The sequence below is a fragment of the Bradyrhizobium oropedii genome, assembly GCF_020889685.1.
GTDB classification, from domain to species: domain Bacteria; phylum Pseudomonadota; class Alphaproteobacteria; order Rhizobiales; family Xanthobacteraceae; genus Bradyrhizobium; species Bradyrhizobium oropedii.
In genome coordinates this window covers 15,181-39,334 of record NZ_JACMYO010000008.1, presented here as the reverse complement: position 1 = coordinate 39,334, position 24,154 = coordinate 15,181, and the positions used below count along the sequence as shown (strand labels likewise).

Genomic DNA, 24,154 nt, shown 5'->3' with positions numbered 1-24,154 from the left:
CCGGCGAGAAGCGGGAGCGAAGAATGAGCAGCAATCTCACCGACGAAGAACTTGCCGCCTTGATGCCCTCCGAACTGTGCCAGCACCAGACGCCGATCCCGACCCAGATCGTCTCCAGCGACGAATTCTATCCCGACCCGCAGAACGAACGGCAGCGCGAGGTCGAGGCGCGGTTGCTCGCGATGGCCGACGATCTCGGCCGCAAGCAGGGGCTCGATCGCCGAAAATTCTTCCAGACCGCGGCCGGCATGGCCGCCTCCTTCGTCGCGATGAACCAGGTCTACGGCGAGCTGTTCGACGTGACGCCGGCGGAAGCCGCAACGCCCGCGATGGCGCAAGAGCGCGCCAACGGGCTGAAGGACCAGTTCATCATGGACATGCACACGCATTTCCTGCGCGACGACACCCGCATCATGGGCTTCGTGGAAATGCGCAAGGCGGTCGGAAAGGCCGGCTGGAACAAGGAGCTCAACGATCACGAGCAGACCATCGAGGATCTGAAGTTCAACAACTACAAGAAGGAGATGTTTCTCGATTCCGACACCAAGATCGCGCTGATCTCCTCGGCGCCGTCGGACATCGAGCAGGACTGGTTCCTGACCAACGAGCAGATGGCCGATGCGCGCAAGAAGATGAACGACGAGGCCGGCTCGCGCCGCGTGTTCTGTCACGCGATCTTCACGCCCGGGCAGCCCGGCTGGCTCGACAAGCTCGATGCTGCGCTGGCGCTGAGGCCGGAATCCTGCAAGGGCTACACGATCGGCGACAACACCCACAAGGAGATCAGCCGCTACCCGTGGCGGCTGGACGACGAGAAGGTCGCCTACAAGGGCTATGAGAAGATGGTGAAGGCGGGCATCAAGAATATCTGCGTCCACAAGGGACTGTTCCCGCCCGGGATCGAGAAGCAATGTCCGAATCTGCGCGGCTTCGCCGACGTCGCCGATGTCGGCCAGGCGGCCAAGGACTGGCCGCAGCTCAACTTCATCATCTATCACTCGGCCTATCGCCATGTCGGCGGCGATCCGAAGGTCGCGCTCGCGGAGTTCGAACGCACCGGCCGGATCGCCTGGACCTCCGACCTTGCCGACATCCCGGCGCAGTATGGCGTCAACAATGTCTATGGCGATGTCGGGCAATTGTTCGCCACCACGCTGGTCGCCGAGCCCAATGTCTGCGCCGCGCTGATGGGCACCCTGATCAAGGGCCTCGGCGTCGACCACATTTGCTGGGGCACCGATGCGCTGTGGACCGGTGCGCCGCAATGGCAGATCGAGGGCCTGCGGCGGCTCGAGATCCCCGAAATGATGCAGAAGAAGTTCGGCTACGCGCCGCTTGGTCCCGCCGACGGACCGGTGAAGACCGCGATCTTCGGCGACAACAATGCGCGGCTCTACAACATCCAGCCGAAGCGCGCGATGCTCGACATCAAGGGCGACCGCTTCGCGATGATGAAGGCGCAGTATGAGAAGGCGGGCCCCGAGCCGTCACACACGCGCTACGGCTATGTGGTGCCGAATGGTCTGATCGATCACCGGGTGTTTGCGTAGTCTCTCCACGTCATTCCGGGGCTCGCGAAGCGAGAACCCGGAATCCATTTCACCGCTGAACTTGTGGTGATGGATTCCGGGCTCGACGCTACGCGTCGCCCCGGAATGACGAAAATGGTGAGGGCTCGCCCTACTTCCCCGTAAACCTCGGCTTCCGCTTCTCGCTGAATGCCTTGACACCTTCCTTGAGGTCGTCGCTGTCTCGCACTTCGTCAAGCAGCCGCCGCACGTCGGCGACCGTCTCCAGCGGCCCCTTCGGCATGGCTTCACGGGCCAGCTTCTTCAGCGCACGGACCACCAACGGCGCATTGCCGGCGATCTTCGCGGCCATCTGCTGTGCCATCGCGACGTGTTGTCCCTTCGGCACGACCTTGTTGACGAAACCGATCTGGAAGGCGCGTTCCGCCGACATCTCCTCGCCGACCAGAAGAAACTCCATGGCGATCTTGTGCGGCATCCGTGCCATCACCGACGAGACCCCTCCGGCCGTCGTGCCGATCTTGCCCTCGGGATAAATGAAGCGCGTCGTCTCGGAGGCGACGCACAGATCGGCCATCTGAACCAGCACGAAGGCCCCGCCGACCACCCAGCCCGACGTCGCCGCAATGACCGGCTTGTCGAGATCGACGCCCAGGCCGGGCACCGCGTGCCACATATTGACGGGAAGGTCGGCGACATCGGCGCCGACGGAGAAATACTTCTCTTCCGAGGAAGCCAGCACCGCGACGCGATCGTCGCTGTCCCGAAACCGTAGCCAGGCGTCACGCAACTCCGTACACAACGCGTTGTTGAGCGCGTTGTGCTTCTCGTTGCGGGTCATCGTGATGGTGGCGACGTGATCCGCGCTCTCGTAACGAACGAGCGTCATGCTGGCCTCCTCCCTATACCGTCATTCCGGGACACGCAAAGCGTGAACCCGGACTCTCGAGATTCCCCGGTGCGCAATTGCGCACCTGAGGTTCGATGCTGCGCATCGCCCCGGAATGACGTTGCAGCTCAGCTGCAACGTCATTTCTTCTCGTCGGGATGCCGGTGCACCGGATCGACCCACAGCACGCTCTCCGGCTTCTCGACCGGCTCGATGTCGAGATTGATCGCGACCGCTTCGCCGTCGGAGCGCACCAGCACGCATTCCAGCACCTCGTCCGGACTGGCGTTGATCTCCTGATGCGGCACGTAGGGCGGCACGAAGATGAAATCGCCGGGACCGGCTTCGGCAGTGAACTGCAGCTTCTCGCCCCAGCGCATGCGCGCCTTGCCCTTCACCACATAGATGATGCTTTCGAGATGGCCGTGATGATGCGCGCCGGTCTTGGCGTCCGGCTTGATGCTGACGGTGCCCGCCCACAATTTCTGCGCGCCGACGCGGGCGAAATTGATCGCGGCCTTGCGGTCCATGCCGGCGGTCGACGGCACGTTCGGATCGAGCTGGTTGCCCGGAATCACGCGGACGCCGTCGTGCTTCCAGCGCTCGTCGTCGTGATGATCATGGTCGTGAGAATGGGTGTGATCGTGGGAACCGCTCATCGTTCTTGCTTTCGTTGGCCAGATTTCGTGCGTGGAACGCTACCGAAAAGCATGCGCGCAGGCGAGCGGAAAATCGGAACATTGCCAAGTCGGAACATCGCCAAATCGGAACATGACGATGTCCCGGCGCGTTGCATCAGGGTATTCCAAAGGAGTCATTTCATGAGTAGCACGACCGACAAGATCAAGGGCAGCGCCAACGAGGCGATCGGCAGGTTCAAACGGCGTCTTGGCAAGGTCACCGGTTCTCCGGCGATGCAGGGCCGAGGTGCGATCCTGCAAGCCAAGGGCAAGGGCCAGAAGGCGCTCGGCGGAGCCAAGAGGATCGTCAGACATGCAGTCAACAGGGTGACCGCAGCGGCTCACTGGACTCGCTGAACGATAGATGAGACGGCCGGTCCATCGAGCCGGCCGTTCGAGCATTGGCGGCGCTGGTCAGCTGCGCGGGCGCGGATGTGTCGGCACATCCGAATGTGCCAGCACATCCGGATTGACCACGTTGGTCGGCGTACCGGCGGCATAGGCCAAGATCTGATCGAAGATATCGGTGAACTGGATCTCGTATTCGTCGCGCGAGACGTAGCCGAGATGCGGCGTGCAGACCACATTGTCCATGTTGAGCAGCGGGTCCGACGTGTCGCGCAGCGGCTCCTTCTCGTAGACATCGATAGCTGCCATGCCGGGGCGGCCTGCGCGCAGCGCATTGACCAGCGCACCCGGCTCGATCAGCGGCGCGCGGCTGGTGTTGACGATCAGCGCGGTCGCTTTCATCCGCGCGAGGTCTTCCGCCTTGACGATGCCGCGCGTCGCGTCGACCAGCCGCATATGCAGCGACAGCACGTCACAACGGGCAAAGAAATCGGCCTTGCTTGCCGCGGTCTCGTAGCCGTCGGCACGCGCCTTCACCATCGCCGGCTCGCGCGCCCAAACCAGCACGTTCATTCCGAACGCCCTGCCGTAGCCCGCGACCACGGCGCCGATACGCCCATAGCCGTAGATGCCGAGCGTCTTGCCGCGCAGGGTATGGCCGACGCCGATCTGCCATTTGCCGGCCTTCAGCGCCGCCATCTGTTGCGGGATCGCGCGCATCGCCGCGAGGATCATGCCCCAGGTGAACTCGGCGGTGGCGTAAGACGGCGTGTCGGCATGCTGGCTCGACGACACGATGATGCCGAGCCGCGTGCAGGCGTCGATGTCGATATGCGGATAGACGCTGCGCTGGCTGATCAGCTTCAGCTTCGGCAGACGCTCGAGCAGCGACGCGCGGATCTGGGTGCGTTCGCGGATCAGGACCAGCGCGTCGGTGTCGCGCAGCCGCTCGGTGAGCGTATCGACGTCCTGGACATGATCGTTCCAGATCGTGACGTCATGGCCGTCGAGCTTGTGGAAGCAATCGAGGGTGCGCAGCGTGTCGAAATAATCGTCGAGGATCGAGATCTTCATCGCTGCGCCCCTCTTGTCGTGGGCCGGTTACTTGACGGCCGCTAGCCTACTTTACACCAAGCAGTTCGACGTCGAACATCAGCGTTGCATTCGGCGGGATCACGCCGCCGGCGCCGCGCGCGCCATAGCCGAGGTTCGGCGGGATGATCAGCGTGCGCTTGCCGCCGACCTTCATGGAGGCGACGCCCTCGTCCCAACCCTTGATCACGTGACCCTGGCCGATCGGAAACTCGAACGGCTCGTTGCGGTCGACGGAGGAGTCGAATTTCTTGCCCTTCTGGCCGTTCTCGTAGAGCCAGCCGGTATAGTGCATGACGCAGGTCTGGCCGGCCTTCGGCGAGGCGCCGGTGCCGACCTTGCTGTCGATGATCTGGAGGCCTGAAGCTGTGGTCATGGGCTTTCCTGCAGTTTGAGCCATTGCCGTTTCGCCGGCAACGGACGTGGAGACTGCCGCCGCAAGGCCGGCAAACGCAGTCTTGATGATCGTGCGTCGTGAAGATTGCATCCTGGACGTCCTTCCTTGATTGATGTCGATCTCGATCAGTAGCCGAGTGCGCAGCCGTCCTTGCGCGGATCGGAGCCGCCGGTCAGCGTGCCCTTGTCCCAATCGATCCAGATCCCCTGGCCGCCGCCGAGCGGCGCCACCACGCTGGTGGTCTGGTGGCCGATCTTCTTCAGACCCTCGACGATCTCCGCCGGCACCGAGTCCTCGAGCTGGTAGACGCCCTCGTAATGCAGGCCGCGCGGCATATCGATGGCCTCCTGGATGTCAAAGCCATAGTCCAGCATGTTGGTCAGCACGCGGGTCTGGCCGACCGGCTGATACTGCCCGCCCATCACGCCAAACGGCATCACCGCACGGCCGTTCCTGGTGGCCAATGACGGAATGATGGTGTGCAGCGGACGCTTGCCCGGCGCGATGCAGTTCGGATGGCCGGGCTGGATGCGGAAGCCGCCGGCGCGGTTTTGCAACAGGATGCCGGTCTTGTCGGAGACGATCGCCGAGCCGAACGAATGCGCGATCGAGTTGATGAACGAGCAGACGTTGCGATCCTTATCGACCACCGTGATGTAGACCGTCGACGGGTTCATCGGCGGTGCGACGTTCGGCAGTTCGAGCAGCCGGTCCATCCGGATATTCTTGATGTGCTCGTCGGCGAACTCCCTGGAGAGGATGCCGGCAACGTCGACATGCGCGTGCTGGGGGTCGCCGATATACTGCTCGCGCATCATGTAGGCGATGCGCGCCGCCTCGGCCTCGAGGTGGAAGCGCTCGACGCTGAGCGGCTTGAACTTGGTCAGGTCGAAGCGCGACAGGATGTTGAGCATCACCAGCATGGTGATGCCGGGGCCGTTCGGCGGGCACTGCCAGACGTCGTGGCCCTTGTACATCGTGCCGATCGGCAAGGTCGTCTCGGTCGAATGCGCGGCGAAGTCTTCCAGCGTGTGCAGCCCGCCGATGCCGCGCAGCGTGTCGACCATGTCGGCGGCGATCTCGCCGCTATAGAAGGCGTCGCGGCCCTTTTGCGCGATCTCGCGCAGCGTCTTGCCGAGCTCGGGCTGGCGGATCACGTCGCCGACGACCGCGGGCTTGCCGTGCGGCAGCAGATAGCGCTCGGTGTTGGTGCCGTTCTTCAGCTTCTCGAAGCCGTTCTTCCAGTCGAAGGCGATGCGCGGAGCGACCACATAGCCCTCTTCGGCGGCCTTGATCGCGGGCTGCAGCAGCCGGTCGAAGCCGAACTTGCCGTGATCCCTGAGGATCGCGTCCCAGGCATCGATCGCGCCGGGAACGCTGACGGCATGCGCCGAGGTCAGCGGCACCGAATGGATCTTGCGTTCGAGGTACCAGTCGGCGGTGGCCGCCATCGGCGCCCGGCCGCTGCCGTTGTAGGACGTGATCTTGCCCTCGCCCTTCGGCTGGATCAGCGCGAAGCAGTCGCCGCCGATGCCGGTCGATTGCGGCTCGATGACGCCGAGCAGTGCGCAGGCGGCGACCGCAGCGTCCGCCGCCGTGCCGCCCTCGCGCATCACCTCGATGGCCACCAGCGCCGCCTCCGGATGCGACGTCGCCACCATCGCGTTCTGGGCGTGGACCGTGGAACGGCCGGCGAAGTGGAAATTCCTCATAACGGAGAGCTCGCTTGATCGTGATGGTCTGATGCTGTAGCGGCGGAAGGATGCAGGTACATGGCACATTCATCCCCGGCAGGGCAATGCATGGCATGCCAGAGGAATTATCCCGATAATGCATGGCTTTGCGGGGTTTCGCCGGCCTGGCCGGCCTGATAAACCCCGGCCATGCCCCTCAAGGTCGCCGCCTTCTACCAGTTCGCCGCGCTGCCCGACTTCCGCGCACTGCGCGAGCCGCTGCGCGCACGCTGTGCCGAGCTCGATCTCAAGGGCAGCGTGCTGCTCGCCCATGAGGGCATCAACGGCACCATTGCCGGCACCGACGAAGCCATCGATGACTTCATCGCGGAGCTCAGGCACGGGCCGCTGTTCGGCGGCCGCCTCCACAATCTTGAGCTGAAATTCTCCGAAGCCGCGCAGATGCCGTTCCAACGGCTCAAGGTGCGGCTGAAGAAGGAGATCGTGACGCTCGGCGACACCACGATCGATCCGACGCGGCAGGTCGGCACCTATGTCGATCCAGCCGACTGGAATGACCTGATGGCGGCGCCCGACGTCATGGTGCTCGACACCCGCAACGCGTTCGAGGTCGCGATGGGTACCTTCGAAGGCGCGGTGAATCCCAGGATCGCGAGCTTTGGACAATTCAGGGAATTTGCCGCGCGGCACCTCGATCCGGCGAAGCACCGCAGGATTGCGATGTTCTGCACCGGCGGCATCCGCTGCGAGAAGGCGAGCGCCTATCTGCTCGCGCAAGGATTTGGCGAGGTCTATCACCTCAAGGGCGGCATCCTCAGATATCTCGAGGAAACCCCGCAGCAGGACAGCCGCTGGCGCGGCGACTGCTTTGTGTTCGACGAACGTGTCGCGCTTGGCCACGGCCTGTCCGAGCGTGGAGACCGGGACGCCGTCCATGAGTGACGCGGCAAAACTGAGCGAGCGGATCGACGCGCTGGAGGTCCGCCTGACCTACCAGGACGAAGCCATCGAGACGCTGAACCAGACCATCACGGCGCAATGGAAGCAGATCGACGCGCTAACCCGCCAAATCGCCGAACTGCGCGACCGGCTTCAGGAGGCCGAACGCCAAGGTCCAGGCCCGGCCAACGAGCGACCACCGCATTATTGATCGGTGCCGCCGGAATGCGGCGGCACACCGCACTACATGTTGCTCACCTGACGCATGGGCTTCGCGCCGCTGAAGAACAGGCTGGACAACCGCTGCACCATCGCCGTCGCGCGGCTTCCCTCGAGCCCCGGGCGCACACACAGCAGGCGCTTCTGCAACGGAAGCTCCGGAAGATAATAGTCCTTCGCCGAGATCAACGAAGACGGGATCATCCGCTCGGGGCATGCCGTCAGGCCGTATCCGGCCCGTGCGGCTTCGAGTCGCAGTTGGTGGTTCGGGCTCCTGAACACGATTTTGTAGGAAATGTTGTGCTTGGTGAGCGTCCGGATCATCCAGTCGTCACCCGGCCACGCCAGGATCGGGATCGGGGCGCCCGGCCGCAGAACAAAATCGCGTGACCGGACCCACACCGAGCGCTCGTCGGCCTCGGCGGCGATCGTCACCTCGTGTTCGTTCTCCAGCGAAGGGTTGCTGTAGACGAAGGCGATGTCGACGTAGCCGTCGATCAATCCTCTGATGACGATCGGCGACATGTCGGCGTGAACCAGCACATCGGCGAGTGCGTCGGCCGGATGGAGCTTGAGGAATTCCTCGGCAAGCATCGTGCTAATTCCCAGCCGCAACGGCTGGGGTCCTTCATGATTGCCGCCGAGCCGAAGCAGTTGGTCGTTGGCTTCGAGGATTCGCCTTGCCTGCTGCACGGCGACCTTGCCGAGCTCAGTGGTTGTCGTGCCGTTTGCCGTTCTAACGAACAGCGCGCCACCGACCAGGCTCTGCAGTCGCTTGACCTGCGAACTGATCGCCGGCTGACTGAGGCCGAGACGTTCGCCGGCCTTCGATAGACTTCCCGTCTCTGCAATCGCAACGACGGTACGAACGATCTCAGTAGGAATATTCAAATGCTGACGTGGTCTGTGCATCGCGAGCCCTCCAATCTCAGCACGGGACGCAATTACGTTCTCCAGTATGTGATTCAGCTATACTAACATTTGGTTGCACTTTCGTTTAGTTTCAATTTGACGCGATGCCACTGCAATTGCAGATCATATGTATTGTTACGTGCATTGCCACGTAATGCTACGGTATCGGACGACTACATCTGCACACACACGCAGCACCACGGCACCGTCGGCCCCCGGGTTTCTGCGGACATGGCATCCAAGATTCTGATCGCCCCATAACGTACCGCGCCCCCAATCAGTTCTGGGGCTGCCATTCGCCTGAATTGCCGTCACTGATTCGCGGAAGCGTTTTCATAGTTTTCCTTAATCAAAGCCTCGCAACGTGACGCCGTAGCTTGCGTTTCGAGGTGTGCCATGACCAGGTTATTTCGCTGTCGAAGCGGCGCTTCAGCTGTTGAATTTGCGCTGATGCTGCCGCTGTTTCTCGCCTTCATTTTCGGCATCATCGTTTTCGGCTCCTATCTCGCCATGGTGCATGGCGTCCAGCAACTCGCCGCCGAAGCGGCGCGGTCGTCCATCGCTGGAATGACCGACACCGAACGCAACAGCCTCGCGACGAATTACGTCACCGCCAACGCATCGACCTATCCGCTGCTCGTTGCCAGCAATCTCACGGTCAATGCCGCGCCGTCCCCATCGAACGCCAACGTCTACGTCGTGACGGTCAACTACAACGCGGCCGGCAACTTCATCTACAGCCTTCCTTTCATACCCAAGCCTGCGAGCACCATCGCCCGCTCCGCGGCTATTCAGTACGGAGGGTTCTAGGATGGGAGGCATCCTCATGCTGATGCGGCGCTTCAGCGCCGACGAGCGGGGAAACTTTGCGATGATCTCAGCCGGCCTGATGACGCTCGTCATCGGGTGCGCCGGGCTTGCAATCGACCTCGGCTCGATCTTCGCCGACCGGCGCAAGACGCAGAGCACCGCCGACCTCGCCGCGATCTTTGCCGCCGCCAACCTGAGCAATCCGGTCAACGCCGCCACCGCGACGGTGACGCAGAACAACTATCCGGCCAGCGCGCTGGTCAAGGTCGAGACAGGGACCTACACCGCCAACAGCGCCATCGCGCCGCAGTCCCGGTTCGTGACCCCGGCGGTCGGCATTCCCAATGCCGCGCGCGTCACGCTGAACACGCAGACCCCGCTCTACTTCGCGCGCTATCTGACCGGCGCGAACAGCTTCACCATCAAGACGACCGCCACCGCGACATCGACCGAAATGGCCACGTTCGAGATCGGCTCAAGGCTGCTCTCGGTCAATGGCGGCGTGATCAATGCACTGCTCGGCTCGATGCTCGGCACCTCGCTGTCGCTCTCGGTGATGGACTACAATTCGCTGATCAGCGCCAAGATCGACGCACTGGACTTCCTGTCGGCGCTGGCAACCCGGGTCAACCTGACCGGCGTCACCTATAGCGACCTGCTGAGCAGCAACGTCAAGGTCGGCGATCTCATGGCCGCCGCGCTGACCACACAGCAGATCACCAACGGCGCGACCGCAGCGACAACCGCACTGTCGACGATCTCGCAGGCCGTCACCGGCTCCTCAACCAAGATTTCGCCGGGTACCCTGATCGACCTCGGTCCCTTTGCCAACCTCACGGTCGGGCAGAAACCGAAGGTCGGCGCCAGCGTCTCGGTATTCGACCTCATCAACACGGTGGCGCAGATCGCCAACGGCAGCAATCAGATCGCAACCTCGGTGAATTTCGGCCTGCCCGGTATCGCCAACGTGTCCGTGATGGCAACGATCGGCGAGCGCCCCGTCGGCTCGAGCTGGATCGCGATAGGCACCCAGGGCGTCAGCGTCCACACCGCGCAGACCAGGATCCTGGCCACGATCACCGTGCTCGGCTCCGGCAGCGTTTCTACGATCAACCTCCCGGTCTATGTCGAGGTCGCCTCAGGTACCGCGACGCTGAACGCAGTGTCCTGCGGCCATCCGGACATCAGCACCTCGCAGGTCACGATCGGCGTGACGCCGGGGATCGTGGACGCCTGGATCGGCAACGTCACGGCCGCCGACATGACCAACTTCACCACCAAGCCCAATCCGCCGCCCGCGATGCTGGTCAATCTCGGTCTCGTCACCGTCACCGGCCTCGCCCATGCCGGCATGGGCAACACCACGCCGACCAACGTCAATTTCAGCTACAGCGACATCCAGTCGGGGACCAAGAAGACGGTGACGACGACGAACTTCCTGTCATCGCTGACAGGAACCCTGCTCGGCGACCTCTCGCTCACCATCAATGTCGGCCCGCTCGGGCTTCCGATCCCGGGGTTGGGCGCGCTGGTGATGGGTATCCTGAACGCCGTGACGAGCCCGATCGATCAGGTGCTGGCGTCGTTGCTCTCGACGCTCGGCATCGGGCTCGGCCAGGTCGACGTCTGGGTGCTGGGCATCCGCTGCGACGGCGCAGTGCTGGTGAACTGAGGCGCGATCGGGGGTAGGAGACCGCCGTGAGTACAACAATAAGAAGATACAAGACCGACAGCCAGCGAACGCCCCTGATGAAGCGCGGAGCGATCTTCTTCCGCAACACCAGCGTGGACTGCCTCGTGCTCAACATCTCGACCGGAGGCGCAGGGCTCGCCGTGGAGAGCGACGCCGCAATCCCGTTCGCATTCGATCTCGAGATCGAGAGCGAGCCGATCCGGCGGCACTGCATTCTGGTCTGGCGTCTGGAGCGCCGGCTCGGCGTGACGTTTGAATTCGACCGGATGCAGCGCCCCGAAGGCGGCCCGATCTAGCCTGCTCCGACGACCACGATATGCGGGCGGCCAATCGTTCCCCGGCTGGTCGAACTCATTTGCATCGTGGTTAGCATCCGCTGGGATATACCAGCTAATTGTCCCGATTGCCGTCGTGCTTCGACGGCGCGGGCTGCGTCACGCTGACCGGGTCGGAGGCCGGAAAGGTTTCCTCCAATCCCTCATTCAGCCGGGAGCGCGCCTTGCGGTCGACAGCCCGCGCCTCGTGCGGCTTCTCGGCATGCTTGTCATGCGGGGCAGGATCGAATTTCTCGGCCATCTCGTCACTCCTTTCCCCGAAATAGCTGCCGAGGACAACGCGCCCGCGCAAACAGGGGTTCCAGAACCGCCTTGGCCCATTGCGCCGCAGCGTGTATCAGGGGCGCAAATTTTGACCGTGCTCAGGAACTAGCCACGTGCCCCAGGATCCCACCAAGAAGCCATTCATCGACGTCCTGTCGGGCCACCGGCAGGCCGTGCCGCCGCTCTGGATGATGCGGCAGGCCGGACGCTATTTGCCCGAATACCGCGAGCTGCGCGCCAAGGCGGGCGGCTTCCTCGATCTCTGCTTCACGCCCGAATTCGCGACCGAGGTCACGCTGCAGCCGATCCGCAGGTTCAACTTCGATGCCGCGATCATCTTCTCCGACATCCTGGTGATCCCCTACGCGCTCGGCCGTTCGGTACGCTTCGAGGCAGGCGAAGGGCCGCGGCTCGATCCGCTGGCGACGCCTGGCGAGATCGCGACACTGGCTACCGAGGCCAATTTCGACCAGCTCGAGCCGGTGTTCGAAGCGCTGCGCCGGGTCCGGCGCGAGCTTGCGCCCGAGATTGCGCTGATCGGCTTTTGCGGCGCGCCGTGGACGGTTGCGACCTACATGGTGGCCGGACAAGGCACGCCGGACCAGGCCCCCGCGCGGATGCTCGCCTATCGCCATCCGGACGCGTTCGCCAGGATCATCGACGTCCTGGTCGAGAACTCGATTCACTATCTGGTGGGTCAGTTGAAGGCCGGCGCCGACTGCCTGCAGATCTTCGACACCTGGGCCGGCGTGCTGCCGCCGCGCGAGTTCGCCCGCTGGTCGATCGAGCCGACCCGGCGCATCGTTGCCGGGGTGCGCAAGCAGGTCCCCGGTGCCAGGATCATCGGGTTTCCGCGCGGTGCCGCGGGCATGCTGCCGACCTATGTCGAGCAAACCGGCGTCGATGCCGTCTCGATCGATTGGACAACCGAACCGTCAATGGTCCGCGAGCGCGTACAGAGCCGCGTCACGGTGCAGGGCAATCTCGATCCGCTGGCCCTGATTGCGGGCGGCGCCACGCTCGACCGCGCGGTGGACGACGTGCTGGAGAATTTCGGCAAGGGCCGGCTGATCTTCAATCTCGGCCACGGCATCCTCCAGGAGACGCCGATCGCCCATGTCGAGCAGATGGTCGCGCGGGTCCGCGCGTATAAGGGCTGAGGCCTCGTAGCCCACTCCATCACCGTCATCCTGAGGAGCGCGCGAGAGCACGCCCCTCAGGATGACGGAACTGAGGACTCCTACCGCGCGTCCTCCAAAATCATGTCCGACGCTTTCTCCGCGATCATGATCGTCGGCGCATTGGTATTGCCCGACATCAGGTCCGGCATGATCGAGGCATCGATCACGCGCAGACCATCGACGCCGCGCACCTTGAGCCGCTGGTCGACGACCGCGAGCGGATCGTTGCCCATCCGGCAGGTCGAGGTCGGATGATAGACCGTGCTGCCGGTGCGCCGACAGAATTCGAGCAGATCGTCGTCGCTGACCACCTTGGCGCCGGGATCGACCTCCCCGACCGAGTATGTTTTCAGCGCCGGTGCGGCCAGGATCTTGCGCAGGATGCGGATGCCGTCGATGAAGGCGCGGCGATCGGTCTCGGTCGCGAGATAGTTGATGCGGATCTCCGGCGGCACGCCCGGATCCGCGCTCTTGATCTTGAGCGAGCCGCGGCTCTCCGGGCGCAGCTGGCAGACCGAGGCCGTGAAGCCCGAGAACGGATGCAACTGCTCGCCCATCTTGTCGGTCGAGAACGGCAGGAAATGGATCTGGATGTCGGGCGACGCCAGCCGCGGGCTGGTCTTGAAGAACGCGCCGGACGTTCCGGCAGCGATCGTCAGCGGCCCCTTGCGCAGCGCCGCGTAGCGCAGGCCGGCCATGACGCGGCGCACCGGATTGTTGACAACGTCGTTCAGCGTGACGCTCTGCGCGCAGCGTGTGACGATGCGCACTTGCATGTGATCCTGCAAATCGTTGCCGACGCCGGGTGCATCGAGCACGATCTCGATGCCGTGCTGCTTCAACAGATCGGCCGGGCCGACGCCGGAGAGCTGCAGCAATTGCGGCGAGTTGTACGCGCCGCTCGACACCAGCACCTCCCTGCGTGCCTTGGCGGTGCACAGCTGCCCGTTCTGCCTGTATGTGACGCCGCTCGCGCGCTTGCCGTCGAACAGGACGCGCTGCGCCAGCGCCGACGTCTCGACATGCAGATTGCCGCGTGTCAGCGCCGGCCGCAGATAGGACCGCGCCGTCGAGGCACGCCGGCCGCGCCGTGTCGTGGTCTGGAAGAAGCCCGCGCCCTCCTGGGTCGCGCCATTGAAATCCGGATTGGTGGGAATGCCGACCTCGGCCGCGGCATGCACGAAGGCCTCGGACAGCGGATCGTGATGCCGCCAGTCCGACACCGGCAGCGGGCCGCCGGCACCGTGATATTTGTCGCCGCCGCGTTGCTGATCCTCCGCCTTCCTGAAATAGGGCAAGACGTCGTCATAGCCCCAGCCGGCATTGCCGCGCTGCCGCCAGCGATCGTAGTCCTCGTGCTGGCCGCGCACATAGAGCAGACCGTTGATCGAGCTGGAGCCGCCGAGCACCTTGCCGCGCGGCTGGAACACCTGCCGCCCGTTCAGGCCGGGCTCCGGCTCGGTCTGATACATCCAGTTGACGGATTTTTCCTTGAACAGCTTGCCGTAGCCGAGCGGGACATGGATCCAGATGTTGGTGTCTTTCGGACCAGCCTCGAGCAACAGCACCGAGTGCTTGCCATCGGCACTCAGGCGGTTGGCGAGCACGCAGCCGGCCGAGCCGGCGCCGACGATGACGTAGTCAAATTCGGCGACGTCGTTCGGCGACGCGCCATGCTTGTTGTTCATTCGTTTCCCCCGGGCCATGCGGCACGGCCGGCTGATCGCGACGGGAGTTGATATCCCCAACGGAACGCATGCGCGCTCCGCCGCGTCTCCGCTCGGCTCCAAGAGACGTAGCGAGCGTGGCAGACGCGGTCAAGAAAGATAGCGCCGCGATCCCTGGAGGTACAACCGGACCTCCGCTCGCCGGATCAGCATCTGCAAGCGCGTCGGCGCTTCGGCTGCGTCAACTCTCGGTCTTTTTCCGCCGCGTGGCGGTCCGCTGCGGGCTTCTGCGCGCAGGCTTGACCGCAACGCCTTGAGCCGCATTCGATCCGGACGGCAGACCGTATTTCGCCGACATCGCCTCCAGCGAGGCGCCCTCATCCGGCACATGCAGGCTCGAGAGAAAATCCGCCCCCGCCCGCATCACATGCTCGGCCGCGAGCGTGGCCGCAGCACGCTCGTCGCCGGCGATGATGGCGCGCAGGATCGCGGCATGCTCATCCCAGGTGCGGGCCTGGCGCACCGGATCGGTCGGTGAGAACAGCATCGCCGTGCGTTCGCGCAGCCGCTTCAGCAAATCCGCGAGCACGCGGTTGCGGCCGGCCTCCGCCAGTTCATGGTGGAATTGCTGGTTGAGATCCGACAACAGGTCGTAGCGCCGCCCGGCGACCGCCTCGTTGCCCTGCTTCAACACTGCCGCGATCCGCTTGATGATGCTCTCCTCGCGACGACGCGCAGCGAGGCGCGCATTTTGGCCCTCGAGCACCGCGCGCACCTCGATCGTCTCGCGCGCTTCCTCATCGCTCATCGTGACGACGGAGGCACCGCGCCGCGCGGTCACCTCGACGAGCCCCTCGGACTCCAGCACGCGGATCGCCTCGCGCACGGGATTGCGGGAAACACCGAGCTCGTCGGCAAGGCGGCCCTCGACCAGCCGCTCGCCGGGCTTCAGCCGCCGGCTCAGAATCGCCTGCCGCAACTCCTCGATGACCCTGCCGTGGAGGGAGAGGTAATCGTCGCCGAGACGTTTGGAGCTTCCGAGCCTGCCTGCCATGAACTGACCTGTCCGGCCGCGCTTCGCTCAACGCATGGACACGGGAGGTCCAACGAGCTGCCAGAGTCCTGGCCAAATGACCGCAATTGCGTATTTAGACCGCCGGCTGCATGCCATCAAGCCGCGCTCATTCGCCGTCAACAGCTACAGGTCGAGCCGGCTGCGCCACGGCTTTCGGCACCCACGACACGCTCACGCTGCCGGTGAGAAAGGTCTGGCACGCCATCCGATAGCCCGCAGCAAACTGCTCGTCGGTGAGGTGCTTTCGCTCCTTCGGCTTGATCGCATCGGTGTTCTCGATGCCTTTCTCGATCAGGCATTTGCAGGTTCCGCACAGGCCGCCGCCGCACTTGAACGGGATGCCGCCCTGCTCGCGCAGCGAGACACGCAGCAGATTGCTGTTCTCCGCCGCGGACACGGTTTTCCCGCCATTGGTCAGAAACGTGACTTCGATCATCCCGGCATCCGCTCAGCGCTTGCGCAGCTTCGTGTCCATGTGACCGAACGTGACGAGGTGCTCGAGCTCGTGCAGCGCACGCTCGGGCGTTTCGAACTTTTCGAGGAATTTCGAGGGCACCTCGTTCACGATCGGCGGCGACCAGGCCTCGTCGATCACCTTGACCTTGGTCTCCGCGACCAGCTCGGCAATCACGAACGTTGCTTTCCTGATGCCGTAGAACAGGTAGTCATAGGCCGCGAGCGGGCGCAGGCCCTCGACGATCTCGGTGCGAAACTGTCCCGGCTTGCTCGTCAGTATCACATACATCGCTCACGGCCTCCCAACCGCGCTACCTGCCGGCGCGACGACGTCGACCAGCGGGGTCGCCTCCTGTGACAGTTCAACGTCATGCGTGAGCCAGAGCTGGCAGGCGAGGCGATACCCCTGATCGATCCTGGCACCGAGGCGCTTCTTTTCTTTCCAGTTCGGCTCCGGCAAATGCTCGCCGCCCTTGATGATCAGCGACGCGCACTTCCCGCATTTCCCCATCCCGCAGCCGTAAAGGAAGTTGGGATAGGGAAACTGGCGGATGCCGGCGCGAACGACGAGGTTGGTGTTCTCCTTGACCTCGCCGACAAAGGTCTCGCCGTTGCGGTGAAAAACCACGTTGGGCATCGCGCCGCTCCCCTTGCGGATCACGCCTGCAACAGCACGCGCTCTTCAGCGGTGACGCCGCTGGCGAGATCGAGCTCAGCCATCGCAATGTCATTCGCGACATAGTCGTGGTACAGCGCAGTGGTGTAGAGCAGCCGCATCTGCGCGCCGATCTCGCAGATCTTGAGGCAACGCTGCTGCAGCTCGACCGTGTTGGCGTGCTCGAGCACGATCTGGTAGCCGCGTTCGCCGTGAATCTCGTCCGACACGATGTGAAGGTCGAAGAACTCAACCTCCTCGTCGGTGAACTTGTACTTCTCGCGCAGGGTCGGCGTCTGCTTGCGATAGATCGAGGGCACCTGCGATTCCAGACCGACCACGAGGCCGGCCACCGCGACGATCGGATCCTCGCGCATCGCCACCGAATAGCACCAGCTCTGCAGCCCGCGCGTGGTCGGCGTCATGTTGTCGGGATCCTTGACGCGCGCCGCGGTCGTGCCGCAGGCCTCCGCGAAGCGGATCAGCAGATCGGTGTGACGATCGCCCCCGATCTCTTCCTCATACATGTTGGCGAGCAGGAAGTCCTTGGCCTCCTGGTACTGCTCGGGCATCCGCGCGTAGATGTAGCCGAGGTAATCGGCGAACGGACCGACATAGTGGTAGTGGTTCTCGGCCCAGCGCGCGAGATGCGCGCGGCTCAGCTTGCCGCTGGCCCAGGCGACGCTGAACGGAGCCTTGTTGGCGCTCTTTCCCTTGATGGCATTTTCGAGAGCCGCTCGAAATTCCACGTGATCCATCAGCTTTTGCATCGTGGCGCTCCTGTGCCGTGAAGAATTGCCGCCCAGGCAATGGGCGCCCGGTCGCATTCTGAGTTTCATTATTGTATACTGTATACGATTTTTGCGACTGTCGTCAACACCCAGGATTGAGGTTCCCGCCTCTTCATCCCACCGATATCGCGCATCGCGCCGCCGCTATTTTATGCTTCCTCTGCATAAATTGCGACCAAGGACGCTTCCTGCCCTTGCGCATCGCCTGGATCGCAGGCCTGCAATTTGATCTTGCCATTCTTGAATACAGTATACATTATTTGCGCGACAGAGGGGAAACAACAACCATGCAGCACGTTCCGATCGTTGCCGCGCACTGGGTCTATTTGCTCGGCGTCGCCGTCATCGTTCTCACCATGATCTGGCGCGCCAACGTCGTGGTGCCATCGGTGATCGCAACGCTGCTGGTCGCGTTTGCATGGACGCACAGCCCGGTTGCGGCACTCGCCAGCGTCTTCAACGCGAGCTTCACCGCGGCCAAGGAGCTCTTCAACATCTTCCTGGTGATCGCGTTGATGACCGCGCTGCTGAACGCGCTCAAGGTGCTGCGCTCGGACATTCGCATGGTCGAACCGTTCCGGGCCGTGATGAAGACCGGACACACCGCCTACTTCGTGCTCGCCGCCATCACCTACGTGATCTCGCTGTTCTTCTGGCCGACGCCGGCAGTGCCGCTGGTCTCCGCGGTGCTGCTGCCCGCGGCGATTGCGGCCGGCCTGTCGCCGCTCGGCGGCGCCATTGCGATCGCGATCGCCGGACAAGGCATGGCGCTGTCGTCGGACTACGTGATCGGCGTCGCACCCGGGATCAGCGCCAAGGCGGCCGGCGCTGCGGTCAGCGCCGCCACCGTCGCGGACCGTGCGCTGGTGCTCTCCCTCATCACCGGCGGAATAGCGTTGACGCTCGCCTATCTCTCGATCCGCAAGTCGATCACCAAGCCCGACGACACGCTGCTGGAACGTTGGCAGGCGCAGTCCAGCAACGGCGAATTGGCACGGCTGGAGCAGGAGGGCACCTTCGACAAAGCGGAGATCGCACGCGCCACCGCGGAGGGCCAGCGGCCGTTCGCGACCCAGGCGCAGATCGACAAGGAGCTTGCGAAGCTGCCGCCCCGCCGCGAGGGCTGGTCGAAATTCTTTGCGGTCGCAACGCCGCTTGCCTTTCTTTGCGTCATCGCGGTGATGGTGCTCGCCAAGCTCGGCATCGGCCATGACCTCAAGGGCGGCGACGCCGCAGCCCTGGTCGGCGGCGTCGCCGCGATCCTGATGATCTGCGCATCCTTCATCACCGACAACCTGCGCAAGTTCCTCGACACCAGCGCCGATCACGTCACCGAAGGCTTCGTCTTCGCATTCAAGGCGATGGGCTCCGTGCTGCCGATCGCGGGCTTCTTCTTTCTCGGCGCCGAGCCGGGCCTGTCCGCGCCGATCCTCGGCGTGCCCGCAGCGCAGGCGCCGAGCCTCCTGTTCGAACTGATCCAAACCGCACAAGGCTGGATCCCGAGCAACCAGTTTTTCGTCGCCTTCGGCATCCTGATCTCAGGCATGATCACCGGCATCGACGGCTCGGGCTTTGCCGGCTTGCCGCTGACGGGCTCACTGTCGGGCGCGCTGGCACCATCGGTCGGGATGGAGCCCGCGACGCTCGCCGCGATCGGCCAGATGGGCGCGGTGTGGACCGGCGGCGGCACCCTTGTCGCGTGGTCGTCGCTGATCGCAGTGGCCGGCTTCGCACGCGTCCCCGTGTTCCAGATCGTGCGGACCGCGATGGTCCCGGTCTTGACCGGGCTGGCGATATCGACCGCTTGCGCGGTCCTGATCTGGCATTGAGGAGAATCCCGTGACGATAATCGAAACGACCGCACGCAGCTCGCGCCCCTCCGCGGAGGACACAGCGGGGATCGAGGAATTTCCCAACCTGATCGCCGGCGAGCGGATCCCCAGCGCCTCGGGAAGGCTGTTCGCGAACGTCAATCCCGCCGACAACAGCGACCTGGCCGGCCGCTTCCAGCAGTCGACCGCCGCCGAAGCAGAAGCGGCCGTCAATGCCGCGGCCGCCGCGTTCGAAGGCTGGAGGCGGACGTCGATCTCCAGGCGCGCCGCCATCCTGAACCGGGCCGCCGATCATCTCGAGACGCATGCGGATGGCATCGCGCGGGAGATGACACGGGAAATGGGCAAATCGCTCGGCCTCGCCCGCGACGAGGTGCTGCGCTCGGCACAGACCCTGCGGTTCTACGCTGTCGAGGGACAGTCGCTGACCGGCGAGGTGTTTCCGAACGACGATCCGGACATGACGGTCTATACGCTGCGCGAGCCGCTCGGCGTCGTGTCGGTGATCACGCCCTGGAATTTTCCGATTTCGATCCCGGCGCGCAAGATCGCGCCGGCCCTCATCACCGGCAATACGGTGGTGTTCAAGCCGTCGTCGGATGCGCCGCTCAGCGGCTATCGACTGGCGGAAGCACTGATTGCGGCAGGCCTGCCGAAAGGCGTGCTCAACTTCATCACCGGCGGGGCCGGCGAGATCGGGCCTGCGATCACCGAGCCATCGGTGATCCGCGCGATTTCCTTCACCGGATCGACGACGGCAGGCGAACAGATCTGCCGCGCGGTCGGCTTCACGACCCGCACCCAGATGGAGCTCGGCGGCAAGAATCCGCTGATCGTGATGGACGACGCCGATCTCGACCTGGCGGTCGACCTGACCGTCAAGGGCGGCTTCTCACTGGCCGGCCAGGCCTGTACCGGCACCAGCCGGGTCCTGGTCATGAAGCAGGTGCGGGCCGAGTTCACGGCTCGGCTCCTCGCCAAAGTGAAGGCGATCAAGATCGGCAGCGGCCTCACGACCGGGGTGGAGATGGGGCCGCTGGCTACGGCCAGGCAGCTCGACACCGTACTGCGCTATGTTGCAATCGGAAGGAAGGAAGCCACGCACCTTCATGGCGGCGACCGGCTCACGGGTGCTGCCTATGACGGCGGATACTTCGTGTCACCTGCAATCTTCACCGATGTGACCCAGGACATGACGATCGCACGCGAAGAGATCTTCGGCCCTGTGATCGCGATCATCGAGGTCGACGGCTATGCCGATGCGATCGCCAAGGCCAATGCCAGCGAATACGGCCTGTCGGCCGCGATCGTGACCCGCAACCCGCGCGTCATGCATGATTTCGCCAACGACATCCAGTCCGGCACCGTGAAGATCAACCGCACCACCACGGGCAATCTGATCAACGCGCCGTTCGGCGGATTGAAACGGTCGAGCACCTCGACCTTCCGCGAGTCCGGCCGCACCGGCCTTGAATTCTACACCCAGATCAAAACGGTCTACCGCGGCGCTTGAGCCGCCGTCGACGGTCCACCCCAATCCCGAAAGACAGCGATGAAACAGTCGTTCAAGCTTGAACTTGCCGAAGCCCGCCACATGATCGCCGCGGCGATCCGGAAATCCGCAGAGATCGGCGTTGCGGAGACAGTTTGCGTCACCGACGAAGGCGGCTACCCGCTGGCGCTGGAGCGGATGGACGGTGCGCGGATCACCGGCCCGCAGATTGCCTGGAACAAGGCGTTCACTGCGGCCGGACACAAGCGCTCCACCCATCTGTTCAACCAGCCGCCAAGCGGACCGGCCCTCCCCGGCAACGAGGCCTTCGGCATCCAGTGGAGCTTCGACGGAAAATTTGCCGTGTTCGTCGGCGGCTTTCCGATCGTCGTCGACGACGAGGTTGTCGGCGGCATCGGGCTGAGCGGCGGCAATGGCGAGCAGGACACCCAATGCGGCGTCGCGGCCTTGCAGGCCCTGCAAGAGCTGCTGCACGGTCACCGCGTGCTGGTCGCGGCCGACATCAAGAAGTGACAGGCGTCGCCGGGAATGACTGATGTCTCGCGCCGAGACCCTCGAACAGCTGCGCGACAAGCCCGTTGAGCTCATCGGCGCCATCAGCGGCACCGAAGACGTAGCGATCAGGCCGCACGATCACCGCTGCGGCGCGATGGTGCCGTATCCAGTCGGCGAACAGCCCGTCGCGCTCGACCACGCTCAGGATGCCGTCGGCTTCGGTGCTTTCGCCTGACGCGGTGATGACGACGCGCTCGCCGGCGAGATGCCGCCAGGCGGCGCGGGACGCGTCCGACAGCCAAGCCATCGGCTCGGCGGCCGCCGTGACGATCGCAAATTCCGGCTTCAGCAGATCGTCGAGCCGGCATGTCTGCCCGTCCGGCGCCCGCACATGCGGCTGCACGAACAGCCGCCCGGCGAGTGCAGCATCGCGCGCGATCAGACCGGAGACGAGATCGGGAATGAATTTCTGCCTGATGGTTTCGGCCGTGCCGGCTTTCAGCTCGGCGCGCAGGCGCAGGTCGCGTGCGGCCGCGGCCACCGGATCGAGCTCGCCGATGATCTTGCCGAACTCCTTGGCGCTGGCGACGACGGCGCGGACATGCGGCTTGCGCTCGATCTCGTAGCTGTCGAGCAGCACCTCGTCGGCATCGCCGCGCAGCACCAGGCGGAGCTTCCAGGCCAGGTTCACGGCATCGCGGATGCCGGCGCACAGGCCTTGCCCGAGGAACGGCGGCGTCTGGTGCACGGCATCGCCCATCAGCAGCACGCGGCGGTCGCGCCAGCGTTGCCCAAGCAGCGCGTGGAAGCGATAGACCGCCGAGCGCCAGATCGTGAGGTCGGAGATATCGGTGAAGCCCTTGAGCAGCTTCACCACATTGTCGGGCGCACCGGCCGCTTCGGGATCCTCGCCCGGCAGCAGCTTGATCTCCCAGCGCCGCAGATTGCGCGGCCCCGGCACGAAGGTGCCGGGGCGCGACGGCCAGCAATACTGAAAGCTCTTGGCCGGCCGCCTGGCGGGATCGCTGGTCAGCGTATCGACCACCATCCACCATTCATCGAAGGCGAGATCATCAAGGCCGACGCCGAGCTGCTTGCGGACAAAGCTGTTGGCGCCGTCGCAGCCGACCAGATAGTGCGCGCTGATCAGGAATTCCTCGCCAGACTCGCGCTGTGCGGTCAGCGTGACCGCGTCGGCGTCCTGCCGCAGCGCCACGGCGGCGGCTAGGTAGACGTCGGCATGCGGATAGTCGCCGAGCTTGTCGCGCAGCGCCTGCTCGAGGTCCGGCTGCACGAAGGTGACGTTCGGAATCCAGCCGAGCGGAAACGGCGGCGGCATCGGGTCGAAGATCTTGATGATCTCGCCGTCGACACCGAGATAGTGCGAACCGTTATGCGGGGCGATCGCCTGCTCCATGAAATCGCCGAGCCCGATCGCCTGCAGCACGCGCAGCGCCTCGTGGTCGAGCGTGATCGCGCGCGGCTTGTCATAGATGCCGGCGACGCGCTCGACGACGGCGACCCTCAAGCCGGCTTTCGCGAGCAGATTGGCAAAGATGGCACCAACCGGCCCGAGGCCGACGATCGCCACATCATAGGCGGGATTTGCGGCGGACAATGCCATGCTACTTCGCGAGGTAGCTCTCGAGCGTCAGCGGCCTCGACTTCATTTGCGGCTCGCGGATCGCGACATCGGCAAACGGCGTCGCCTCCTCGAACCAGGCCTGGCGCGCCGGCAGTCCCCATGGAAACGAGATCTTGTGATCGGACGGGTCCCAGCCGATCGGCTCGTTCTCGATGTCCATGATCTGATAGTGGGTGTTGAACAGCTCGACGCGGTGCCCGTCGGGGTCGCGCATGTAGACATACATCGCGTGCCCCGGCCCGTGCCGCCCCGGGCCGCGCTCGACGGCCGCGCCATAACCGAGTTCACCGGCGAGATCGCAGGCGTTCAGCAGGTGATGCACCTCGGGCGCGAGGAACGCAAAATGATGCAGCCGCGGTCCGGCGCCGTTGAAGAACACGATGTCGTGCGGATTGCCCTTGCGTTGCAGGAACACGCCGCGCAGATCGAACGTACCCGCGGGCGCGACATATTCACTGAGCCGAAAGCCGGCCGCGGTGTAGAACTCGCTCGCCTTGCGCACCTCGGGCGTCAGCACCTGGTAATGATCGAGCCGCAGCGCCGAGCCGCCGGCATGGCGGGTGAACCGGGTGATCATGCGCGGCTCCACCGGCATCGTCGCGCAGAACTCCAGCGGCGTGCCGACCGGATCGGCAGCCTGCAGCGTGCGGCCCTGATACGGCACCTCGGCGCAGGCGGTCCGGCATCCCTGCGCTTCGAAGAACGCCTTGAGCCGGTCGAGGTCGTCGTCCTGAAAGACCCGCAAGCCGAGCCGCGCGCAGACGGCGCCCTCGCCCTTGCGCAACACAAGGCTGTGATGACAGGCCTCCTCGACGCCGCGGAAATAGAGCGCATCGCCCTCCTCCGCGGTCAGGATCAGCCCGATCACCTTTTCGTAGAACTGCCGGCTCGCCGCAAGGTCACACACGGTCAGGACGACATGGCTTGCCCGTGTGATCCGAAACCCGGGATCGTGGTTCGTGGTCGGGAGGCTCATGCGCACCCTTCTGGTCTTGCCGTTCGCGGAAATCCTGGTCGTTGCCACTCATTGCGAAAAACCGGCG

The 24,154-nt window shown here is 64.3% G+C and carries 26 protein-coding genes; 11 read left to right on the top strand and 15 right to left on the bottom strand.

The genetic code is table 11. From position 1 onward, the window contains the following. Positions 1–23 precede the first annotated feature (23 nt). Positions 24–1,550, top strand: coding sequence for an amidohydrolase family protein (locus H8A95_RS04295; protein ID WP_229182063.1), 1,527 nt, complete (start codon positions 24–26; stop codon positions 1,548–1,550). Positions 1,551–1,680: 130 nt separating this feature from the next. On the opposite strand, the gene H8A95_RS04290 is transcribed toward H8A95_RS04295, so the two are convergent. Together H8A95_RS04290 and H8A95_RS04285 are read right to left on the bottom strand one after the other, a co-directional pair. Beyond that, a complete protein-coding gene (locus tag H8A95_RS04290; protein ID WP_229182062.1) occupies positions 1,681–2,418 on the bottom strand; it encodes an enoyl-CoA hydratase/isomerase family protein in 738 nt (245 codons plus the stop codon). Positions 2,419–2,558: 140 nt separating this feature from the next. Beyond that, positions 2,559–3,077, bottom strand: coding sequence for a cupin domain-containing protein (locus H8A95_RS04285; protein WP_229182061.1), 519 nt, complete (start codon positions 3,075–3,077; stop codon positions 2,559–2,561). A 162-nt stretch (positions 3,078–3,239) separates the two neighbouring features. On the opposite strand from H8A95_RS04285, the gene H8A95_RS04280 reads away from it, so the two are divergent. After that, positions 3,240–3,455: a CsbD family protein gene (locus H8A95_RS04280; protein WP_229182060.1), complete on the top strand. Its 216-nt coding sequence runs from the start codon at positions 3,240–3,242 to the stop codon at positions 3,453–3,455. Positions 3,456–3,512: 57 nt separating this feature from the next. On the opposite strand, the gene H8A95_RS04275 is transcribed toward H8A95_RS04280, so the two are convergent. The 3 genes from H8A95_RS04275 to ggt are packed head-to-tail and all read right to left on the bottom strand — an operon-like array spanning position 3,513 to position 6,647. Further along, positions 3,513–4,520, bottom strand: a complete 1,008-nt coding sequence (locus tag H8A95_RS04275; RefSeq protein WP_229182059.1) for a D-2-hydroxyacid dehydrogenase family protein — start codon at positions 4,518–4,520, stop codon at positions 3,513–3,515. A 46-nt stretch (positions 4,521–4,566) separates the two neighbouring features. Beyond that, positions 4,567–5,025 carry an FKBP-type peptidyl-prolyl cis-trans isomerase gene (locus H8A95_RS04270; protein ID WP_229182058.1) on the bottom strand — a complete coding sequence of 153 codons (459 nt, stop codon included), beginning with the start codon at positions 5,023–5,025 and terminating at the stop codon, positions 4,567–4,569. A 35-nt stretch (positions 5,026–5,060) separates the two neighbouring features. Beyond that, positions 5,061–6,647 carry a gamma-glutamyltransferase gene (ggt, locus tag H8A95_RS04265; RefSeq protein WP_229182057.1) on the bottom strand — a complete coding sequence of 529 codons (1,587 nt, stop codon included), beginning with the start codon at positions 6,645–6,647 and terminating at the stop codon, positions 5,061–5,063. A 171-nt stretch (positions 6,648–6,818) separates the two neighbouring features. On the opposite strand from ggt, the gene trhO reads away from it, so the two are divergent. Further along, positions 6,819–7,571 (top strand): oxygen-dependent tRNA uridine(34) hydroxylase TrhO, encoded by a 753-nt coding sequence (gene trhO / locus H8A95_RS04260; RefSeq protein ID WP_229182056.1) that lies wholly within the window; start codon positions 6,819–6,821, stop codon positions 7,569–7,571. After that, a complete protein-coding gene (locus tag H8A95_RS04255) occupies positions 7,564–7,779 on the top strand; it encodes a SlyX family protein (protein WP_163160512.1) in 216 nt (71 codons plus the stop codon). The genes trhO and H8A95_RS04255 overlap by 8 nt, the downstream gene beginning before the upstream one ends. Before the next feature lie 32 nt (positions 7,780–7,811). Here H8A95_RS04255 and H8A95_RS04250 read toward each other — a convergent pair whose 3' ends face one another. Beyond that, positions 7,812–8,699: a LysR family transcriptional regulator gene (locus H8A95_RS04250; protein ID WP_229182055.1), complete on the bottom strand. Its 888-nt coding sequence runs from the start codon at positions 8,697–8,699 to the stop codon at positions 7,812–7,814. 396 nt (positions 8,700–9,095) lie between these two features. Here H8A95_RS04250 and H8A95_RS04245 point away from each other — a divergent pair, with 396 nt between their 5' ends. Genes H8A95_RS04245 through H8A95_RS04235 form a run of 3 tightly spaced genes read left to right on the top strand, consistent with a single transcriptional unit; the run spans position 9,096 to position 11,498 of the window. Then, positions 9,096–9,509 carry a TadE/TadG family type IV pilus assembly protein gene (locus H8A95_RS04245; RefSeq protein ID WP_229182054.1) on the top strand — a complete coding sequence of 138 codons (414 nt, stop codon included), beginning with the start codon at positions 9,096–9,098 and terminating at the stop codon, positions 9,507–9,509. A 1-nt stretch (position 9,510) separates the two neighbouring features. Further along, positions 9,511–11,181 carry a pilus assembly protein TadG-related protein gene (locus tag H8A95_RS04240; RefSeq protein WP_229182053.1) on the top strand — a complete coding sequence of 557 codons (1,671 nt, stop codon included), beginning with the start codon at positions 9,511–9,513 and terminating at the stop codon, positions 11,179–11,181. Between the two features lie 26 nt (positions 11,182–11,207). Next, positions 11,208–11,498 (top strand): PilZ domain-containing protein, encoded by a 291-nt coding sequence (locus H8A95_RS04235; protein WP_229182052.1) that lies wholly within the window; start codon positions 11,208–11,210, stop codon positions 11,496–11,498. 94 nt (positions 11,499–11,592) lie between these two features. On the opposite strand, the gene H8A95_RS04230 is transcribed toward H8A95_RS04235, so the two are convergent. After that, on the bottom strand, positions 11,593–11,778 hold the full coding sequence (locus tag H8A95_RS04230; RefSeq protein ID WP_229182051.1) for a hypothetical protein: 186 nt from the start codon (positions 11,776–11,778) through the stop codon (positions 11,593–11,595). Between the two features lie 136 nt (positions 11,779–11,914). Between H8A95_RS04230 and hemE the strand changes: the two genes are divergently transcribed. Further along, complete coding sequence (hemE, locus tag H8A95_RS04225) at positions 11,915–12,961, top strand: uroporphyrinogen decarboxylase (protein WP_229182050.1); 1,047 nt, start codon at positions 11,915–11,917, stop codon at positions 12,959–12,961. A gap of 80 nt (positions 12,962–13,041) precedes the next feature. Here hemE and H8A95_RS04220 read toward each other — a convergent pair whose 3' ends face one another. The 6 genes from H8A95_RS04220 to H8A95_RS04195 form a co-directional block, all read right to left on the bottom strand. Then, the gene (locus H8A95_RS04220) at positions 13,042–14,670 is read right to left on the bottom strand and encodes a GMC family oxidoreductase (protein WP_229182049.1); all 1,629 of its coding nucleotides are present in this window, start codon (positions 14,668–14,670) and stop codon (positions 13,042–13,044) included. A 220-nt stretch (positions 14,671–14,890) separates the two neighbouring features. Further along, entirely contained in the window at positions 14,891–15,703 is an 813-nt protein-coding gene (locus H8A95_RS04215) for a GntR family transcriptional regulator (protein WP_229182048.1), read from the bottom strand. Between the two features lie 127 nt (positions 15,704–15,830). Beyond that, positions 15,831–16,160 carry a 2Fe-2S iron-sulfur cluster-binding protein gene (locus tag H8A95_RS04210; RefSeq protein WP_229182047.1) on the bottom strand — a complete coding sequence of 110 codons (330 nt, stop codon included), beginning with the start codon at positions 16,158–16,160 and terminating at the stop codon, positions 15,831–15,833. A gap of 12 nt (positions 16,161–16,172) precedes the next feature. Further along, on the bottom strand, positions 16,173–16,469 hold the full coding sequence (locus tag H8A95_RS04205) for a ferredoxin (protein WP_229182046.1): 297 nt from the start codon (positions 16,467–16,469) through the stop codon (positions 16,173–16,175). 3 nt (positions 16,470–16,472) lie between these two features. Beyond that, entirely contained in the window at positions 16,473–16,817 is a 345-nt protein-coding gene (locus H8A95_RS04200; protein ID WP_163160520.1) for a 2Fe-2S iron-sulfur cluster-binding protein, read from the bottom strand. Between the two features lie 20 nt (positions 16,818–16,837). Further along, complete coding sequence (locus H8A95_RS04195) at positions 16,838–17,605, bottom strand: iron-containing redox enzyme family protein (protein ID WP_163160521.1); 768 nt, start codon at positions 17,603–17,605, stop codon at positions 16,838–16,840. Positions 17,606–17,913: 308 nt separating this feature from the next. Between H8A95_RS04195 and H8A95_RS04190 the strand changes: the two genes are divergently transcribed. Genes H8A95_RS04190 through H8A95_RS04180 form a run of 3 tightly spaced genes read left to right on the top strand, consistent with a single transcriptional unit; the run spans position 17,914 to position 21,484 of the window. Continuing rightward, a complete protein-coding gene (locus H8A95_RS04190; RefSeq protein ID WP_229182045.1) occupies positions 17,914–19,455 on the top strand; it encodes a hypothetical protein in 1,542 nt (513 codons plus the stop codon). A gap of 10 nt (positions 19,456–19,465) precedes the next feature. Next, entirely contained in the window at positions 19,466–20,971 is a 1,506-nt protein-coding gene (locus H8A95_RS04185; RefSeq protein ID WP_229182044.1) for an aldehyde dehydrogenase family protein, read from the top strand. A 39-nt stretch (positions 20,972–21,010) separates the two neighbouring features. Then, positions 21,011–21,484 carry a GlcG/HbpS family heme-binding protein gene (locus H8A95_RS04180; protein WP_229182043.1) on the top strand — a complete coding sequence of 158 codons (474 nt, stop codon included), beginning with the start codon at positions 21,011–21,013 and terminating at the stop codon, positions 21,482–21,484. On the opposite strand, the gene mhpA is transcribed toward H8A95_RS04180, so the two are convergent. Both mhpA and H8A95_RS04170 read right to left on the bottom strand, forming a co-directional pair. Next, positions 21,474–23,090 (bottom strand): bifunctional 3-(3-hydroxy-phenyl)propionate/3-hydroxycinnamic acid hydroxylase MhpA, encoded by a 1,617-nt coding sequence (gene mhpA / locus H8A95_RS04175; protein ID WP_229182042.1) that lies wholly within the window; start codon positions 23,088–23,090, stop codon positions 21,474–21,476. The genes H8A95_RS04180 and mhpA overlap by 11 nt on opposite strands. 1 nt (position 23,091) lies before the next feature. Next, the gene (locus H8A95_RS04170) at positions 23,092–24,087 is read right to left on the bottom strand and encodes a VOC family protein (RefSeq protein WP_229182041.1); all 996 of its coding nucleotides are present in this window, start codon (positions 24,085–24,087) and stop codon (positions 23,092–23,094) included. Positions 24,088–24,154 lie beyond the last annotated feature (67 nt).